Here is an 18,897-nt window from a genome sequence, read left to right as displayed (position 1 = left end):
AAATCCAACCTTTAATTATTGAGTGCCTGAACCATGTGGTCTACCTCTGACAGTTGGAAGATCCGCTGGGTTTTTAATACCAATATGAGTTTCTTTACCCATACTAGTACTAGGAATACCGTGATCATCAAGCTTACCGCCAGTAGGTGAGTATTTATGTACATGCCCATTATTCGCTGTTTTCCATGGTTTCAGCTGTTGATCTCCATAAGCATGTACCTGAACTTCAGAACCATCAGCATGTTTCCATTTTTGATTCACAGCATTATTTGGGTTAGTTCTTACAAATCCGTTTTTCTTTAATATTTTTTCTATATACGGAACACTTTTTCCTCTGAGTTTAGGTAATTGCCCTGCTGCACTAGAGCAAGCGGCTAAACCTAAAGGATCGATCCAAGTAAGTGGATTGTGAACGTAACTGTACGGCCTCTCGCCCCCCGCCAGCCCTATCGGGTCTGGACACAAGTACTGCCCGGTATCGACATCATAATAGCGATACCGGTTATAATGCAACCCAGACTCAGCATCCGCATACTGACCCGCAAACCGTAGATTGCAGGTGACCTTATCTTCGTCGTTGGCCGCTTGTTGCCACAGCTCGGTTTTACCCCAGGTACTCAAACGATCTGCCCAGACCATCTTCCCCTGTTCGTTGAGCAATTCACGTGGAGTACCCAAGTGATCGACGACGACATAATGGAGTTTGCCCTGTTCATAGCGGGCCACCGGTGCTAACGAACCAGGGGTATACAACCAGTGGATACTCTGCTCATAGGCAACGGTGCCATCGGCATAGATAGGGGCTTCCTCTATCAGTTGATCACCACTCCACAGGTACTCATAACCCTGCACCACAGCGCTAGCTGGTTGAGTAGCTGGTTCAGGCAAATCAAACAACGTTGAAATAAATGGCTTGCTGTCAACTAACCGCAGTTTTCGGATGCGCCGCCCAAAAGCATCATAGCCATAGCGCCAACGTTCGCCTTTCGGCGTCATCAATTCCGATAGCTGATCCTGCTCATTCCAGCGGTAGCGCCACACCTGCGGACGAAATCCTTCTTTAAGAACTCGTTTTTCAACCAACCTTCCACCCATATCGTAATGATATTGGCAGTTACCACGGGATACGACACGGCCTGCCCGCTGATGTTGTTGGTCTTGCTGTAAAGCAGCCTCAGCCCCACGTGGCATACGAGCATGCAATGTGACGTTCAGGTTAGCGTCGTAGGTAAACTGCTCAATGAGCGGCAAAACGCCACCAAAATTGGCTCGAACTATCTGGTCATTGAGATCATATTGATACTGCGTCTTACCCCAACGCCCATCATCAATACCCACCACGTTATAGGCCCGATCATACTGCCAACTGCGGTTGACTGCACTACCATGCAACGCAGGTGTCATCGAATCTGGTGTCACTAATTGCTGCTGGAACAAGGACGAGTTGCGTCCTGCCGCCTGGTTGGCCAGCAATCCCACAGAGGTATAATTGCAGGCTTGGATAAATCCTGCAGCACTCTCTCGCACGGTTTCCCGGCCTAGCTTATCGTGTCGGAAATGTAATGGCTGATGGCCAGCAAGCGTTAACTGTGTCAGTTCCCCCTGAAGACCGTAGTCAAAATCAAGCCCGAGCTCGCCAACCAACCGAGAACTTGGCGTGCCGTTTAGCGTGTCCCACTTATGCTTAATCTCTCGTCCATTCAAGCGCTCGGCAATCAGTTGGCCAGCATCATCATAATCAAACTCAACAACGGCTTCTGCATTTTCAGCTTTTAGTAAGCGCCCCTGTTCGTCGTAGCTATAACTCACCGTTGCGACCAGCGTGGAACTCAATTTATCACTGCGCCATGTCTGTTGAACCAAGACCTGATCACGCGGCGAGTATTGCCAACTGATCACACGACGATCGGGGTAACGCGCCCAAACACGTCGCCCCACAGCATCATACTGATATTGAATGGTTCGCCCGGTAAAATCCGTTTCAGCAATGACCTGCCCGGCCAAATCACGCGTATAGCGATAAGTTTCACCTAGTGCATTGGTGACACCATCAAGACGGGTTAGCTTGTCATAGCTAAATGTCAATTTCTGCCCATCAGGACGAATAAGGCCCGTCAGCAAATCAAAACCACCGTATTCGTAACGGGTAGTTTTTCCTGCGCCATCGGTTATTGCCGCTATGCGTTTTTCACTGTCATAGGTGATCGCCTGCTTAACGCCATCAGGCAAATAAACCTGACTGACACTGCCTGTCGGGCTAGCATGTTGAGGGCTATATGCATAACGGGTGATGTGCCCTAATGGATCTTGGCTGTCTTTCAAGCGGCCAAAGATGTCCTGATTTAATAGCGTAACACCGCCATCAGGCGCGATAATCTCACTGACTTGATGCTGCGTGTTGTAGCTGTAACGCCACTCTGCCCCGTTAGGCAGGATCTGACGTACTAATGCCCCCAACTCGCCATAACGATATTCTTGCCGTAAACCCTGCGGATCAACAACACTGCAAAGTTGTCCTTCATCACCATAGATAAATTGCCAACCTTTACCATCCGGTAAGGTGCTATTCGTGACCTGCCCAAAACCATTGTACTCATAGCGATATATTTCACCCGTAGGGGTCGTAATCTGCTCTGTTTCACCATATTGATTAAGCTGGAACTCTACCTTGCGTCCCAGGGCATCCGTTTCAGAAAGTTTGTTGCCGAACGCCCATTCAGTCAAATGTTCTCGCCCCAGCGGGTCAATTTCACGGATCACCTGACCATCACTGTTATACCAAAAACGGGTGCATCCTCCTTCCGCATCCAGATAGGTTGTGCATTGGGCGGCATCATCGTAGATAAAACGATCCTGGTAATGCCCGCTAGCGGTACGTGTAGACAGTACTCTGCCCTGCGGGTCATAGAGAATATAAGCGTCGGTCTTATCCGTATCATGCCAGCGGGTTATGTGACCGGCAGCATTATACTCATGATAAAGGTGGGTAAACTGGAAAGTATTACATTCAGCCAAAAGACCTGTGGCAGCATAACAGCATTTAACCAGCCATTGACGTTGAACCGGTGTAATCAATTCAATCGCAACCAATTGTTGTTGCTGATAACTGAGTTCAAGTGAATAACCGTCGCTATGATCAATGCGTGAAAGCTGCCGTTCATCAGAATAGCGAAAACGAATTTGATTACCGAAACGATCGCTGATGGTAGACAAGCGGCGAACATTCCCCTGCGATTCGGCAAAGCTCAGGATCTGTTGTGTTTGTCGGTTAAAAATATGCAATACACCACTACGTTGGCCATAGAGCAGATAATGACCTTCGTGCAGATTGATAGCCTGAACGTCATCATCGTCTTGTGGTGCATCGTATGTCAGCAGTACACCTTCATGGTTGCGAAAACGAATGACCGCGTCTTCAAGGATCAAATGCTGAGACCAATCATCTGCCCATTTATCGCCAAAACTGCCAGTCAAGTGACCACTGGAACGATAGAGTCGGGTAAGCGTCAGTGGCAATATTCCCGGAATATCGATCATCGGCCACACTTGGAGGAAATCCCCCGTTGCCGCATCCACAGGCTCACCGGGTTTGGTGCATTTGTTATTACTGCAACCTTCAGCTTCAGAAGAGGTTTTTGGTTTGCTACCCTTTTTCTTTCCTCTGGGTATCGGTAGATAACTGGCGACGATAGTCACCCAGCGCAGGGCTGAGTTTCGGCTATCTTTAACTTTGAAAATCTGCGCCGTTTCTGTGGTTTCCATAATGGTTGCCGCAGCGCTATTAATGTTGGCATCACAAGTGGTACGGTGCCCTAAACGGGCAATTTGTTTGCCGTTGGCGTAGACCGTTTTCGCCCCTTCCGCGATAACCGGCGGAGGACCTGGATGATCGCTACACACGATAGGATCGCCTACACGCGCCACTTTTTTCCCTTCAAAATAAACGTTAGGGGAACCGTCGATAATCGTGCCTTTGTTATCACCGTATTGCCCCATCACTGCGCCAGCCGCGGCGACACCAGCACCAACAAATCCGCCTGCGGCTGCTGCGGCTGCAACAACAACCAGAGCAGCGCCACCGGTAGCAACCACCAATGCCCCCACAGCAACGGCAGCAACCGCTCCGAGCAATATTCCGCCTAATGCCCCCCAGGTACCGAGGTCTTTCTTTTGGTGCGCAATAAAGTCACCCATACGCGCCGGAGCATCTCCCTCCGTTGCCACCTTTTTCCATCCAAGGTACTCGGCAATGGCTGTACCTGCTTTTTCGCCGACATAGCTACCCGCTTGTGCGCCAACGTAACCAGCAGCTAACCCGACGGCGAAAGGTGCCCCTGCACCACTCGCGACGGCATAAGCTCCCATACCGACAGTCACCGCACTGTTTACTTCTTCGCTCTCCATAAAGTTCAGAGCTTGTTCGTTAAAAGACTCCGCGCCGCCTTCGTTAGTATTCGGTGGTGATGCCCCACGCTGTTGTTCCATCACCTCTTGACGAACGGCAGAGCGCCCGCCAGCAGCACCTGCGCCTGACCATACTCCTTGTGCAACACTCATCGTCCGCTCCTGTTACTTTGTAGCCGTTTTTTCTGCCGTGGCCGATTCCCGCAATTGGAATGTACTCATCAACGTGGTTATTTGTTGCCGCTGTTCATCCGTCATATCTCCTGGGATCGTGGCAGTGAAAACCAACACTTTAGGATTGACATCAAGCAACATCATTAATTGATGGATCGGCCCCTGTGGTGATGACCAACTAAATTCAGAGGTTGCCGTATCTCGGGAATCTAACACCCCATTCTCTTGATTAATCTGCTGGTAATTTTTCAACTGTTTTGACAGGCTGGATATCTCACGCTCAGCAAACTGACTGAAGGACATCCCCCATGGAATAACGTCTCTGGAAATGGTAAAGCTGATTCCGCTTTGGTCGTTATCGGCTGCACTGAGCACCAGTACACTGAGATCTTTCCAGACAGCAGGTAGCTCAATAGTACCTTCGTTAAATTGAAAAAGGGATAAATTATCTGATGTAATCATTTATACATATCCTTATGTTGTTATTGAGAAATTTTTCTCACGAACCACATAACCCATAGAAAACTAGAGAAATTTACGAGTTATGATGTAAAACACCGCCCTTAAATATGAACGGTATTTTATTAAAGCTCAACGCTACTTCACCAAGCTAAAACCACCATCAGTACTATATGCATCAGTACTCATTTTCCAATTTCTTTTATCAATATGAAATCTGAATAAAACAGCTGAAACTTCAGAATCACTTCCACAAACACCGTGACGATTTGTTTCTCTAACCACCACGGAAAAATAACTCGCTGCACTATCGTCAAAATCATAGGACAGACATCTATCATCCAGCGTCGTCATCCTTTTTTCCTTCACATAATTATAAACATCCATTATCGCTTTGTTTTTCACTTCACTTTGTGCCGCTAATGAAACCTCGCTCTCAGCAGGGGCCGGAACACGAGCTGTACAGTAGTGAATAGAAAATACCATGGAAATAAATACCAACGCAAAACCAGCGATTTTTGATTTACTCATCATAGTCAGTTAATCCTTGGGATTTTATAATACTAGCAATTTTATCTGCATATTTTGGATCCGTAGCGTAACCTGCCTTTGCTACTTCTTTTGAAAACGTGAATGGATCATCTTTATGTTTAAGCGCCTCAGCATACCGAGGGTTTTTATTCAAAAATCGGCCATAATCATCCGCAGATTCAGCAAAGTCATTGTAGGCGCGAAATTTATCGCTTATAGATATAACCTTTCCATCAATAACTTCGGTTGTATTAAACATACCTGATTTTCCAGTAGGTGAAACGCCTTTGATGCCGAAGTAAGCATTGTTTTTAACACTCTTACCCCAGCCTGTTTCCTGGGCGGACTGAGCTAAAGTTACAGATACAGGAATCCCCCAGTCTTGTTGTACTTTCTGGGCGGCAGGAAGGGCTTGGTCAATAAATTTTTGTACATGCTTCGGCCTCTGCTTTGCAGGAGCTTGAACAGTAGCCTTTTGCGTAGGAAGTTTAGAGGCCGATGCAGGACCTGTCCCCGCAGCAGCTGTCGCACTGGCAACTGCCTCTTCGGCTTCAGACACCGCTGCAGCAGCACCACCAGAACTGCCTTTGTTCAAATGAACAACTGCCCCATCAACGTATACCCCACCTGCATCCAGCTGTATGCACGAACCACCAAATGTAATCTTTATGCTGCTGGTCGTCATCTTTATTTCCCCGGCCCCCACTTTCAGCGTGATGTCGTCTGAGGACTCATAAAGCTGTGTTCCTGGGCCACTCTTACCTGCTTTAGCTTTGACCTGAACCTGATTAGCACTGGTGCTACGCATGGTACAAATGGTTTCCGTCAGGCCTCCCTGCTTTACGGTTTTGGTTTCGTTACCAGCAAGAATATTTAGCGTCCGGTTACCTGATTCGACGGTAAGAGACTGATCGTTTTTAACCGTCGTACTCATATCCTTCTGGGCATGCATAAACAGCCCCTCGCCCCCCTTGGCATCCTCGAACCGCAATTCGTTGAAGCCCTCGCCCTTATGGGTCTTGGAGCGGAACGCCATCTGGGTCTTGCTGGCAGGCAATGATCCCGGCGGGATATTGTTGGCGTGATAGGTGCGCCCGGTGACGATCGGTTGGTCCGGATCCCCATGCAGGAAATCCACCACCACTTCCTGGCCGATACGTGGGATGGCCAGCATCCCCCAACCCTGCCCGGCCCACGGCTGGGTCACGCGGATCCAGCACGAGCTGTTGTCGTTGCTTTTACCGTAGCGGTCCCACAGGAATTGCAGTCGGATACGGCCGAACTCATCACAGTAGATTTCTTCCCCGGCTGGCCCCACCACCATCGCGATCTGTGGGCCGTCCATGCTCGGTTTCGGCATCGGCGTCGGTCGCCAGGTTTGGGTGTGCGGCAGGAAGACGAACTGGTTGCTCAGCGTGGTACCTTGCCCACCAGACTCCTGCTCTAGCGCTTGAGGCTGGCTGCCGCTGTGCTGAATGCTCAGCAATTGCCACTGGTGGTTCAAATCGCTACGCGGGTGGCTGGTCAACGTAAACAGCAGGCCCGGCTGCAGGGTAAAGTCGTTACTCTGCCCATTTCCCAGATTGGCATCGTTGCGCAGGGCTTCCAGGCGGTAATGGGTAAAGGCCTTGCCGTGCTGTTCGTCTTTGAAACGCCCGGGGAAGTCGAAGTGTTCGTAGTCTGGCCGTTGGTTTTGCAGCTCGCTAGCCTGCTCATTAAAGGCCGCCGACCACTGCGGGTTTTTAAAGGTGTAATCCTTCAGTTCCACCACGGCGGTGCGCACCTGTGCGCTGCGGGTGAAGGTGGTGACGCACAGCTCCAGTGCCTGTGAGGCTACGCCCGGGTTATACGGCAGCACAGCGCCCTGCGGCAGGGTGCCTACGTCATCGGTATACACCACGATGTTTTTACCTTCGGGGTATTCGAAGTAGTAGAACATCCCCTCTTCGGCGGCCAGCCGCTGGATGAAGTCAAAATCCGACTCCTGGTACTGAACGCAGAACTCACGTGCCGGATGGGGGTTACGCAAGCCAAAGGCAAAATCGGTGATGCCGTTCTCTTTCAGCAAGGTGGTGATGATGCTTTCAATGCTCTGCTGCTGGAAGATACGCGAGTTGCGCCGCAACGTGGTGCGCCACAGTGCCGGGCGGATCACCATGCTGTAACGAGTCTGGTGCAGGCCGGTATCGCCCTGTTCAAAGCTCGCCACCATGCCGGTGATGCTGCGTTGCAACACCCCTTCACGCTTAATCTCCAGCGTCGCATCCTCATCCAGCACCGCGGCAAAGTCGATGGCCGGATCGGCACTGGCCAGGCCCACGTTCAGCACGAACGGTGAGGAGAGCATCTCGGTCAGGCTGAAATCCACCACCACAAAGGTCTGCGGAGGCAGGTTCGCCGTGGAGAGCGTAAACTGCAACCCGCTCGGTTCCGCGCCGCCCATCAGGGCACTGGCAGCCGAGGACGCCATCGCCGTGGCGCTGCCGCCGCTGGCAAAGTTCATCGGCTTCACGCCCGCAGATGAGGCCATGCCCGCGGCACTACCACTGCTGACAATGTTCATCGGCTTCACACCTGCGGATGAGGCGATGCCCGCTGTGCTCCCCCCGCTGACAATGTTCTTTGGATTGATGCCTACGGATGAGGCTATCGAACCGGCCTTTTTGGCAATATCCGCCGCCTGCGATACCACCTTGCCCGCCTTGCCGCCGACAGCACCAGCCGCGGCTCCCACCATATCCACCACCTGATCGCCACTGACTGACGGCGTCTCCGTGGCCACAATGTTCTTCGGCTGCACGCCCCCCTTGGGGGCGTTTTTCTTATCATCAGCAAACATATCTTTTCCTTCCTGGAGGTTAGCGGGCAGATGCTGCCTGCTGCGTGAGTTGGTGATAGCGACTGAGCAGTGCATTCCAGCGCTCGTCTATCTGCTTGAGCAGCACCGGTGAAGCCGGTTGTTGTTGTTCCACCGAAACCGCCAGCTGCCGTAGCAACTCTTCCAGCGGCGTTTCACGGTTCAGTTCACTTTGCATCTGATAAACCTGCGTTTTCAGATAGGAAAGCGTCAGGCTGCCGCGTATTTTTTCCTGTTCAAGCAGCTTGTCCGACAGGGCCTGCAAGCGCTGCTGCACCTGGAAATAGCTGCTGTCGGCGCGCTCGCTGCCGAGCCGCGCCTGTAGCAACCGTTGCCAGCGCTGGCTCTGGGCGATCTGATCCGGATCGGTTGGCCACAGCTGGTTGGCCAGCGCCACCGAGGCATCGGCGGTACGCAACCCGGCCAACGGAGAAAGATTTTCCAGGGTGTTCAATTGCTGGCCGTAGCCGTCCAGAGTGGGTTGGGCCAGCCACAGCTGCACCGATCCTTCTGGGGTGGCGGACAACCCCGCCAATCGCTCCTGCATCGGCTTAACCTGCATCAGGTAAGCCGCACCGGCGACCACCAGGCTGCACAGCACACCGCAACCAAATCCCCAGGCCGCCGACGTGCGTTTGGTGGCCACAGGAGCAACCGGCGGTGCCGCGGCAAAACGCACTTCCACATTGGGCAGCGGTTGTTCTTTTGGCGGCGGCACGGGTTCTTCGTAGGCCGGAGGCGGTTCATTCGCGGCCGGTTTTTCCCCTGAGAACAGGGTGCGGATCGGCTCCGCTTCGGGCACCGAGAGATACACCATCGAGGGCATCTTCAGCGGTTGCGCTGGCGGCTGTTTGGCCGCTTCATGGGCGGCTTCCAGCCGTTTGGCGGTGTTCTGCATCAGGTACAGCAGGTTTTCAATGCGCGGTACGCGCTTTAGCTCGACCTGCTGCAGCTTGTCGCACAGCAGTTGCAGTGCCCGCTCGGCTCGATACACCAGGCGCAGGTCGTCAATGCCGAACTCGTGCTGGCGCAGTTGGCTACCGACGCGGGCGTTGAACCACTCCAGTATTTCCGAGCGTGCCTGGGGCTGCTCTGGCCACAATCGCTCCCATTTGCTAACGACCATGCCCGCCAACAGCTCGCAGCTTTCGGTAAACCCGGCCAGCCCGTGCTTTTGGGTACGCGCCAGGGCGTAGTACACCGTGGTTTGCAGATCGACCCCGTTGGTACGGAACAGCGTCAACGCCAGCGACTCAATCAGCCGCCAGTTAACCTCTGGCCGCGCCGGGTGGTTGATCTTGTTGATCTCTTCACGAATGGCGCTGAACTCCGGCCAATGGCGCGGATCGCCGCCGGTCTGAATGATGATATTTTCTGAGGCTTCGCTCATGCGGACTCATCCTTAAAGCGTCTCTCTGCCAAGCGCGGCAGAGAGACGGAATAACAACGATTAATACAGCGTGTCTGGCAGGGTGAACTTGCTGAACAGACCGCCAGCGAACGGGTTGTCGGACTCATCCACATGGATGCGGTAGGTCATCTCGCCGCCGTCCACCTTGAAGCGGACATCGAACGAGTTGGTGCCGACGTTGGTCAACTCACCGGCGTTGATCAGCCGCAGCTGTGCCCAAGGGCCGCTGAAGGTGATGCTGCGCGGGGACTTGCCGTTTTCATCCGGGACCAGCGTTACCTTGCTTTCTACCCCGGCCCGCATGGAGTTAGGCCAAACCAGATGCACCATGTTGCTGCGGCCATGGGCGTAATCCAGCAACTGCCCATCCAGGTTCAGCACGCTGCGGCGTTTGTTGCCGCTCAGCACCACCGGTTCGATAGCGAACTGGGTGCCCAGGCCGTTTTGTGCCGAGAAGAAGGTTTCGCGGATCTTCTGCGCCTGCGCCAGCTGTTGCAGCACGTCTGGGCGGATTAACAGTTGCCCGTCGCTGCCGCTGCTCAGGTTGTTATCCACGAACGGCTTCAGGTTCTGCTGGTAGAAGCTGTCCAGGGTGCCTTTCGGGCCGAAGAAGCGTTCAAACTCGCTCAGCGGCACGTCCTGCTGAGATTTAGGATCGAACGGATAACGGCCAGCCAGGTAGGTGTGATACTGCTTCACCACCGTTTCGTTCCACTCGACTTCCAACGATTGGATGGCTTCCATCATCACTACGCGCCAGGCTTGTTCGGCCAAATCCCCTACCCAGCGGTTCAGCGGTTCCGGCAGGTTTTTCGCCAACTGCTGAACCTCGAAGATCGGGTCGCTGCTGTTTTGATCCAGGCGCAGCTGTACCGCCTTCATGGCCGCTTTACCCGGTGCCGGTGAGTTTTGGATCGCCAGCAGGTAACGGTGCAGTTCGGTCAGTTTTTGGTAGACGCTTTGCAGCACGCTGCCTTTGTCACCGTTCTCCACCAGCACGCCGGTTTCTGGCGCGAACTCGCGGTTGACGCGGCCCAGCAGTTGATAATCGGATTTTTGCATCAGTTCCTGGCGTTCTTTACCCTGCAACGCTTCAGGCACCGCAGGCAACCGGGTGTTATCACTCAGCGTCTGCAAGGCACGGCGGAAAGGCTGCTCGCCACTGATCACCTGCTCGATGGCGCTGATCGCCTGCGGCAGATCTTCAAACTCACCCACCGACAGGTTATTCATCGCCGCACGCCAGGTGGCGGTATAGTCACCGATATACTGCTCGGTCACCTGCCGCTGGATCTCTTTGCGATCCGCCTCGCTATACTCGACGTTTTTGCTCAGATTCAGCACCCAGCTGTCCATCACCGTCAGATCGACCAGTTGGTCATTCTGCTTGGTGAAGTAGTTCTGCAAACCGTTGCGCGTCAGGAACTGTGGCACCACCAGCAGGCGATCGTTGTTGGAAATAAAGATGTCGTCAAAGCTGGCACCAATCTGATCGCGCAAGTTCAGGGCCGGAGGCAGCGCTTCTTGTGCCTTGATGCGCAGGTTCTGGTACACCCGCTGATAAATCGACAGCTTGCTCAACTCACGCTGTGCCAGCTGGATCGGCTGGCGATAAGGGATAAAGTTCTTGATGGCAATCTGATCGCCACTTTCCCGCGCGGCACGCCAATCGGTGTGCTTGAGCGCATAGTCCAGATGGCCCATCAACTGCTGTTGCAGTTCGCGCTGGCCGTTAAACTGCTGGCTCCAGCGATCGCCCATAAACTGTTCCACCAGCGCCACGTTGCGGCCGCTGCCGTCTTCCAGCATGCGCATCACACGCAGGATTTCGAGTTTCTCTTCGCTACCTGGAGGTGCCGCATTCAACTGCTCCAACAGGCCACTCATCAACGCCGGAACAAAGCGCTGCTGCAACAGTTGCAGATAGGTGCTTTCCACATAAGGGCCGATGTTGTTGCCTTGATACAGGCCCATGTCCGCCAGCAGGCTGTTGCGTTCATGGTAGTTGCCGTAAGCCAGCGTGGCGTCACGGATCGGGTTCAGCAACGGCAGCTGCAGATTGCCATAGCGATCGTCACCCTTCGGCGTCGGGATGGAGAGGAAGGTTTTGGCCTGGGCAAGGACCTCTTGTCCGGCACGGTAGTTGCTTTGGTAGTAGTATTGCCAGCAACCCCACAGCGTCAACGCCACCACGGCCCCCACGCAGGAGAACACCATCAGGCGTTTTCTGGAGTTACGCAGCCACAGGCCGTTCTCGCCTGCCAAATTCGGTTCCGCCAGCAACACCTGATTAAACAGCTCTTTGGTGAAGTACGGGGTCGTTTCGGCAACCGGCCAGGTTGGGAAGGCCTGCGGTGACAGGTGATACTGCACGGCGGCAGACTGGGTAAACACGTCATCCATCTGTCCGCGCTGTTGGGCAGATGTCAGGTAGATGCCGCGTAACAGCGGCTGTTGATGATCGCCGCTGTAGAGGATCCCCTCCAGCAGTTGCACCACATACTCTTGCAGGCCCTGCATCTGGCGGGTAAAGCTGAACAGCTGGCTACGTTGTCCTGCATCGACGCCGTTGAGCATCATGTCTGGCATTGCGCCGTTCAACTGGGCGATCCATTGCTGCCAGAACTGCTGCAACTCTTTGCGCCACACCTCCGGCTCGGCGGCGTTCAGGCTGAATGTCACCCCCAGCACCGCTTCGCGCTGGGCCTTATCCAGCGTCTGGTACATCGCTTCAAACCCGTACAGCAGGTCCAGTTTGGTAAACACCACGTACAGCGGCAGCTGGCTATGCAGCGCCTGGCGCACATCCTGCAAACGCTGATGGAGGCTGGCAACCATGTTTTCGCGCTGAGCCTTGTTCGCCGTCAGCAGTTGATGCAGATCGACGGTGAGGATCAGGCCGTTCAGCGGCTGGCGTTTACGGTGTTCAACCAGCCAGTTGAGCAGGCTTTGCCACAGGCGGCTATTGAGCGCCGCTTTGCCCACTATGGACAGCGTTGGCTGCTCGATCAGCTCACCTGCCGGATCGATCAGCACCGCCTGTTCACCCAGCCAGCAGCGTACGCGCAGCTCACCGGCGTCTTCCACGCTGGTCAGTTCCGGGCTGGCGATTTCGGTCAGCTTGTAGCCTTCTTTGATCAGGGTGCTTTTGCCGCTGTTGCGGGTGCCAATCACCATGTACCAAGGCAGACGATAGAGATAAGCCGGGGTATTCAGCCGCCGTTGCAACTGCTGCTTCCAGACGCCCAGATACTGGTCCTGCTGTTCGATATCGGCCAGGATCGGATCGTCGACCTGCGTTTTGGCCTGCAGTTGCAGCTTTTCCAACTGCTGTAAACGCCGCACCATTTTGAAGGTGAGCCAGCACACCGCCAGCAGCACCACCAAAGCAGTCACCAACCAGCGGCTCAGCAAAGGTTCGAACGGTTGGTAATCCTTCAGCTTCCATTCCGGCCCGTAAATCCAGACCCAAATCAAGCCGATACAGGCCAACAGCGCCAGCACCACCGGCACCGAGGCTTTGATGCGCGGAATGGCCGGTCTGGCAAAATGAATAAATGAGGGCAATTTCATGCGTTAACGCTCCTGTTCCCTTCCCTGGCCATCACGGCTTGAGCTGCCGCTGCTTGTCTGTCAGCAAGGCGATCAACGCCGGTTCCCATTCGCTTAGCTGCACTTGCTGCCCCACCTGCAACAGGTTGTGGTAGTGCTGCTGTGCCAGCGCCGTCATCCCCGCTTTTTCCAGTAACTGGGCGCTGAGCAATTGCAGGTAAAAACGGTCCCTGGGTTCGGATTGCTGCGATTGCCGATCGATCATCTGTAACGCGGCTTCCAGTCCTTGCTGTTGATAGCATTGCCAAATTTCATCCTGTTCAATAGTGTTACCTCCCCCTTTGGCACCCGTTTCCTGCTGTAACCAGCTGGCAGATTCAGGGGAGAGGAATGGCGTCATATCGGTAAAATAAAGGGTGGTTAACGCCGGCATCCGCTCGATAAAGGCGCTCAGTTCGTCACGTATGGCCTGCGCAACCCCTGTATATCCCAGCCGAATAGCGATCTGCGCCGAAAGCGCGTGGCCATCCAGCCAGTAAGGTGCCAGCGCCAGGCTCTGTTCTACCTGTTGCCACAGGGCCAGATCCGCAGTGGCCACGCGCCCCAGATAATCGGCCATGCGATCGACAGAAACGGCAGCCAGCGGCGTGCGCCCATCGGCCTGTGCTATCGGTGGCGCGGTCAAGCTGCCCCACAGGGCATGGCGACGCAGGCGAAAACCAATGGCGGCCTCGGGGTGCAGTTCACACAGCAAATCCGCCATTTTCAGCAGCGTTTGCCGCCAGGCTTTATCGCTGGAGTTATCAATGCTCAGGCTGGGGCTGATCGTTCTACTGGCAGAGGCTGATGTCGATGCCGAACCAGACTGAGGGCGTTCTTCCTCCTCAACCACCGGTTCAACGGTGCGAGTAGGCAACCGCGCGTAGCTGGCTCGCAGGCTATCCACCTCTTTCGCCAGGGCCGGTTCCTCGCTGTGCCAAACCTGGGCCAGATGTGCCAGCAAACCTTGCACATCCTGGCGTTGGGCATCCGTCGCACGTTGGCTAAAGCTGCCGCTGGCGCTGTCAAAACGCTTGAGGATCTGCTGGGCAAAGCGGCGCTTATGCAGCGGGTTCAACGGCCAGGCACTGGTCCAGAAGTTCTGCACGTAAGCGGTCAGCAAGGAGATCGCCAGCATCAGGTCGCCCGGTTCACCGCCGTGCTGCAAGGTACGCAGCAGGTGCACCACCAAACGGAAGTCTTTGCTTTTTTGCGACAGCAGAGCCATCGCCTGCTGCTGAAGATCATCGATATTCAGCGAGCTGTGGGTCAGCGAACCCACTTTGACCATCTGGCTGTCGATATGCTCCCATTGCGGATCGTCATCGGCCAACGCCTTGGCAGTCTGCTCGGGCGTCAGCGGTGTCAGCAATAATGCATGCCAGGGATGTTGTGACGTGCTATCCATAGTCCTCACCAGTGGCAGGCGTTACGCAGCGGTTTCAGCGCTGGCGTTAACTGCGAAATATTAAATGTCAGACGGGGTAACCCGCCGTTGGTACCGTCGATCGTCAGCGTCTGCGCCGACATCAACCGCTTGATCTCATCAATACCGGCCAGGCCCCGGCTGGATTCCAGCAAATAGCCGTTTTCACGCAGGAACCACTGCACGTTAAACCTGTCGCTATCCGCCGTTAGCGTCACCGCACCGTCTTTTTGCGGGCCGACCAAGGCGATCTGCAAACGGGTAATGTTGTCGATGCAGCTCAGCATCAGCACTGGCCGAGGTGGCGGCACACCAATCGCGGGCGTGGTCAGCACCACCTGCGGGTTGTTGCCCTGCCCTTCGCTTATCAGGAATGCCGTCGAATGATCGCGGCGGCCTTTTTCCTGCGCCATAGCTCGCTGCCAGGCTGGCCCGGCCTGTACCTGACCTGGGTTGTCGCCGCTGGCCGCTGACAACGCGTTGTCGTAGCAGTCCAGACGCACCAGCGGCGAGCTTTCACTGCGGCAGTTCATCAGCAACGCCAACTGATGCGCATCCCCTTCGGGCTGCGACAACGAAAGGCCGCTTAGCCACTCGGTGGCTGAATTGCTGCCGGAAAGCAGTAACGAACCGATCAATAACCACGTATTCATAGCTAACACCTGTATTTCGCCAACTTGTAACCCAGGGTGCGCGGCGTGATCCCCAGGCTGTCGGCGATGCGGTTTTTGTCATTGCCGTACAGACGCTGGCGCTGCGTCAGTACCGCGGCTTCAAACGCCTCCACCGCACTAGACAGGTCATCTATCTTGCTGTAATCGCGTGATAGTTCTGGCGAGGTGGAAACGTCGGAGGTACTCAGCGAGACCATCAGCTCATCCAGCTGTTTTTCACGCACCTTGAACATCGAACGCAGCTGGACCAGTTGCGATCGCAGATGCTCCACCTCTTGCAGCTTGTTGAGGCGGTGCTGAAAAATCTGGCAATAGATGGAGAACATGCCGCGGCTGTCCACAAATCGATCGATCTCCTCGGCAAACACCGCTATCACCCCGCAGGCCCGCCCCTGGAAATCAAACAGCGGTACGCCATACATGCTGCAACCGTTGGGCAACGCCTCAATAAAGCCGCGAAAGCCGTCATCTTCGATGCGCACTCCGCGATTGAGCGCGTACCAGACTTCGGGCGCGCCATTACGCAGCACCCGCACCAACGGGTGATTGGTGTCTTCGATATCGGCTTCCAGCTTCACCGTGGCACGACGGTTGGCATCAGACAGGCGCAGACATTCCAACTGCCCCTCGCTGGCGTTGAACATCGCCACCATCAAGCCGTCAAACCCGTGACGGTGGTGATCCAGCGTCAAAAAGCCATGGACCAAATGCTCGACCGAATCGTTTTCCAGCAGCGCCAGTAAGCATTTCAGCCGTTGCCTCATAGCGCCTCCTCGACCTGAGCGGTAAACGCATTTCCCTCCGTGGCAATGCGGATATGGCTGATTGCCGTACCTGCCGCCATTTTTTGCAACAGCAGTAGAGAAACCGGTGGCAACAACGCCCCGTCGATAATCGACTCCAGCATGCGCGCCCCGTTCTCGGCACGGGTGGCGCGCAGCAGGATCTCGTCGATTACCTCAGGCTCAATCACCACTTCGGCGTTAAAGCGCTGACGCAGCAGGTTATCCAGGCGTTTGAGCTTGCCGCGGATGATGGTTTGCAGCGTGTCTTTGCCCAGCGGCAGGTAAGGCACCACTTCCATACGCGCCAACAGGGCAGGTTTGAAGAAGGCCGCCAGCTCGGGGTACAGCAATTCGCCCAGCAGTTCCGGCTGTTCGGCGTGATCGACAATGGTCTGATAACCCAGGTTAGAGGTCAGGAAGAACACCACGTTCTTGCAGTCGATGATGCGGCCTTCGCCGTCGGCCAGTTCACCCTTGTCGAACGCCTGATAGAACAGGTTGAGCACGTCGGGATGGGCTTTTTCGACTTCGTCGAGCAGCACCACCGAATAGGGTTTCTGGCGAATGGCTTCAGTCAACACGCCGCCTTCGCCATAACCCACATAGCCCGGCGGTGAGCCGATCAGGCGCGAAACGGTGTGTTTCTCCTGGAACTCGGACATGTTGATGGTGGTGAGATAGTGGCGCCCGCCGTACAACAGCTCGGAGATCTGCAATACGGTCTCGGTTTTACCGACACCGCTTGGCCCCACCAGCAGGAAAGCCCCCATTGGGCGACCCGGACGGCGCAAATCGGCCCTGGCGGTCAGCAAATGCTGATGCAGGCAGTGGATCGCGGTTTCCTGGCCTTTGATCTGTTCGCCAAGATACGTTGGCAGCTCGGTAACCACCGACAGTTCGCTCTGCGACAGGCGGTTTAACGGCACGCCGGTCCACTCGGCGATCACCGCCGCGATCTGATGTTTATCCACGTGTGGAGACACCAGGGTTTGATGCTGTTGCAGTTGTTCAAGCTCAGCGCCCAGCGCAGCCAGATTAATAGCCTGTTCTTCCGTCGCGTTTTCTTCCTGCGTCAGCAGCTCTGCCCGCAGGGCGATGATCTGCTGCACCAACTGCTGCTGGGTTTGCCAACTGGCATTCAGGTCTGCCAGTTGCTGTTCTATCTCAGCGCGCTGCTGTTGCAACACCGATAAACGCTCATCCGGCTGGCTCAGGTTGAGGCGCTGCTCACGCTCCAACATCTGGATTTCCATCGCCTGCTGATGCAGCTGCGTTTTCAGTGCCGATACCTGACGCGGTGCCGAAGTCAGGTTGATCGCCACCCGCGCGGCGGCGGTATCGAGCACGTCGATGGCCTTGTCCGGCAGTTGGCGGCCAGAGAGATAGCGATCGCTGAGCACCGCCGACGCCTGTAGTGCCTCGTCGTCGATCAGCACGCCATGCGCCTTCTCATAGATAGTGCGCAGGCCGCGCATGATCACCGTGGCCTCTTCAGCACTCGGCTCAGAGACTTTCACCAGTTGGAAGCGGCGCGACAGCGCGGCGTCTTTCTCAAAATACTTTTTGTATTCGCTCCAGGTGGTGGCGGCGATGGTTTTCAACTCACCGCGTGCCAACGCCGGTTTCAACAGGTTGGAGATATCCAGGCCACCCTGCTGATTGCCCGCGCCGATCAGCGTATGGGCTTCATCAATAAACAGGATGATCGGCGTGGCCGACTGGGCAACTTCCGCCATGATCCCCTTGAAGCGCTTTTCGAACTCGCCTTTGACCGCAGCCCCGGCCTGCAACGCGCCGAGATCCAGCGTCATCAGTTCGCTGTTGCACAGTTTTTCCGGCACCTGGCCGTCCACGATGCGCAGCGCCAGGCCTTCGATCAGGGCGCTTTTTCCTACACCAGCCTCACCCACCACGATCGGGTTGTTCTTGCGGCGGCGGCACAGGATATCGATCATCAAATCGATTTCCTCATCGCGGCACAGCACCGGATCTAACGTACCTTTACGGGCCTGCTCGGTCATATTGCTGGCATAGCGCGCCAGCAGGCTTTCACCATTGGCGGCGGCAGCGGCGGTTTTATCACCCGCTTTCGCTACCCGAGGGGCTTCTGCGGAATCGGCGGTCCAGTCAGCAAAGTTCTGGCGCAGCAGTTCGCGGTTCACCGGGGATAACAACCGGCTGGCCGCCGGTGTGAGATAACGCATAGGGCTCAGCAGTAAGGTCAACAACATCACCCCGCCGCGCAGCTGGCTGTGATCCATTTCGGCCGACGCCAATAACCAACTGTCCTGCAACCACTCCACCAGCAAAGGGGAGAAGCTGGGATAAGCCTGAGTGACCGACTGATAGCCGGAAATACGTTGATCGAGCGACTCACGCAATGCGTCAGTGTCCACGCCAGCATGATTAAGGATCACCCTGACGTCGCTTAAGGGGCTGGCGACCATCTGCATTAATACCTGCGAGACCGTCACTTCCGCTTCCTGCAGGCTGACGCAGTGTGCCGCCGCGGCCTCCAGGGCATGGCGGGCGATGGGATTAAGGCGGTTTACCAGCGTGGGCAAGTCAATTTGAATCATCTGTGC

At 55.2% G+C, this 18,897-nt stretch carries 10 protein-coding genes and 1 pseudogene; all 11 read right to left on the bottom strand.

Translation table 11 applies throughout. The annotated features are described in order from the left end of the window. Positions 1 to 15: 15 nt before the first annotated feature. On the bottom strand, positions 16 to 4,557 hold the full coding sequence (locus tag IMQ33_RS02745) for an RHS repeat-associated core domain-containing protein (RefSeq protein ID WP_196061466.1): 4,542 nt from the start codon (positions 4,555 to 4,557) through the stop codon (positions 16 to 18). 12 nt (positions 4,558 to 4,569) lie between these two features. Beyond that, a complete protein-coding gene (locus IMQ33_RS02740; RefSeq protein WP_186578789.1) occupies positions 4,570 to 5,040 on the bottom strand; it encodes a DcrB-related protein in 471 nt (156 codons plus the stop codon). A gap of 135 nt (positions 5,041 to 5,175) precedes the next feature. Continuing rightward, positions 5,176 to 5,571, bottom strand: coding sequence for a hypothetical protein (locus tag IMQ33_RS02735; RefSeq protein WP_186578787.1), 396 nt, complete (start codon positions 5,569 to 5,571; stop codon positions 5,176 to 5,178). Then, on the bottom strand, positions 5,561 to 6,253 hold the full coding sequence (locus tag IMQ33_RS26045) for a glycoside hydrolase family 73 protein (protein ID WP_230326633.1): 693 nt from the start codon (positions 6,251 to 6,253) through the stop codon (positions 5,561 to 5,563). The genes IMQ33_RS02735 and IMQ33_RS26045 overlap by 11 nt, the downstream gene beginning before the upstream one ends. Positions 6,254 to 6,403: 150 nt before the next feature. Next, positions 6,404 to 8,098, bottom strand: a pseudogene (locus IMQ33_RS26040) (type VI secretion system tip protein VgrG); the annotation flags it as partial. Positions 8,099 to 8,426: 328 nt separating this feature from the next. After that, positions 8,427 to 9,815: a VasL domain-containing protein gene (locus IMQ33_RS02725; RefSeq protein ID WP_196061464.1), complete on the bottom strand. Its 1,389-nt coding sequence runs from the start codon at positions 9,813 to 9,815 to the stop codon at positions 8,427 to 8,429. A 60-nt stretch (positions 9,816 to 9,875) separates the two neighbouring features. Continuing rightward, the gene (gene tssM, locus IMQ33_RS02720) at positions 9,876 to 13,409 is read right to left on the bottom strand and encodes a type VI secretion system membrane subunit TssM (RefSeq protein WP_065685185.1); all 3,534 of its coding nucleotides are present in this window, start codon (positions 13,407 to 13,409) and stop codon (positions 9,876 to 9,878) included. A 31-nt stretch (positions 13,410 to 13,440) separates the two neighbouring features. Next, positions 13,441 to 14,835 carry a type VI secretion system protein TssA gene (gene tssA, locus IMQ33_RS02715; RefSeq protein WP_196061463.1) on the bottom strand — a complete coding sequence of 465 codons (1,395 nt, stop codon included), beginning with the start codon at positions 14,833 to 14,835 and terminating at the stop codon, positions 13,441 to 13,443. A gap of 5 nt (positions 14,836 to 14,840) precedes the next feature. After that, positions 14,841 to 15,506, bottom strand: a complete 666-nt coding sequence (gene vasI / locus IMQ33_RS02710) for a type VI secretion system-associated protein VasI (protein ID WP_024529709.1) — start codon at positions 15,504 to 15,506, stop codon at positions 14,841 to 14,843. A 2-nt stretch (positions 15,507 to 15,508) separates the two neighbouring features. Further along, on the bottom strand, positions 15,509 to 16,291 hold the full coding sequence (locus tag IMQ33_RS02705) for a helix-turn-helix domain-containing protein (protein WP_065685187.1): 783 nt from the start codon (positions 16,289 to 16,291) through the stop codon (positions 15,509 to 15,511). Further along, positions 16,288 to 18,891 carry a type VI secretion system ATPase TssH gene (gene tssH, locus IMQ33_RS02700; RefSeq protein WP_173409480.1) on the bottom strand — a complete coding sequence of 868 codons (2,604 nt, stop codon included), beginning with the start codon at positions 18,889 to 18,891 and terminating at the stop codon, positions 16,288 to 16,290. The genes IMQ33_RS02705 and tssH overlap by 4 nt, the downstream gene beginning before the upstream one ends. Between the last annotated feature and the right edge of the window lie 6 nt (positions 18,892 to 18,897).

It is taken from the genome of Serratia sp. Res13-Sevr-LER1-36-b (assembly GCF_015673035.1).
GTDB classification, from domain to species: Bacteria; Pseudomonadota; Gammaproteobacteria; order Enterobacterales; family Enterobacteriaceae; genus Chania; species Chania fonticola_C.
This window is presented reverse-complemented; position numbering and strand designations above follow the sequence as displayed.

Bases quoted from the DNA above. Each gene is read 5' to 3' on its own strand.
- IMQ33_RS02725 (WP_196061464.1), bottom strand. From the start codon at position 9,815: ATGAGCGAAGCCTCAGAAAATATCATCATTCAGACCGGCGGCGATCCG.
- tssM (WP_065685185.1), bottom strand. From the start codon at position 13,409: ATGAAATTGCCCTCATTTATTCATTTTGCCAGACCGGCCATTCCGCGC.
- IMQ33_RS26045 (WP_230326633.1), bottom strand. From the start codon at position 6,253: ATGACGACCAGCAGCATAAAGATTACATTTGGTGGTTCGTGCATACAG.
- tssA (WP_196061463.1), bottom strand. From the start codon at position 14,835: ATGGATAGCACGTCACAACATCCCTGGCATGCATTATTGCTGACACCG.
- IMQ33_RS02745 (WP_196061466.1), bottom strand. From the start codon at position 4,557: ATGAGTGTTGCACAAGGAGTATGGTCAGGCGCAGGTGCTGCTGGCGGG.
- tssH (WP_173409480.1), bottom strand. From the start codon at position 18,891: ATGATTCAAATTGACTTGCCCACGCTGGTAAACCGCCTTAATCCCATC.
- IMQ33_RS02705 (WP_065685187.1), bottom strand. From the start codon at position 16,291: ATGAGGCAACGGCTGAAATGCTTACTGGCGCTGCTGGAAAACGATTCG.
- vasI (WP_024529709.1), bottom strand. From the start codon at position 15,506: ATGAATACGTGGTTATTGATCGGTTCGTTACTGCTTTCCGGCAGCAAT.
- IMQ33_RS02740 (WP_186578789.1), bottom strand. From the start codon at position 5,040: ATGATTACATCAGATAATTTATCCCTTTTTCAATTTAACGAAGGTACT.
- IMQ33_RS02735 (WP_186578787.1), bottom strand. From the start codon at position 5,571: ATGATGAGTAAATCAAAAATCGCTGGTTTTGCGTTGGTATTTATTTCC.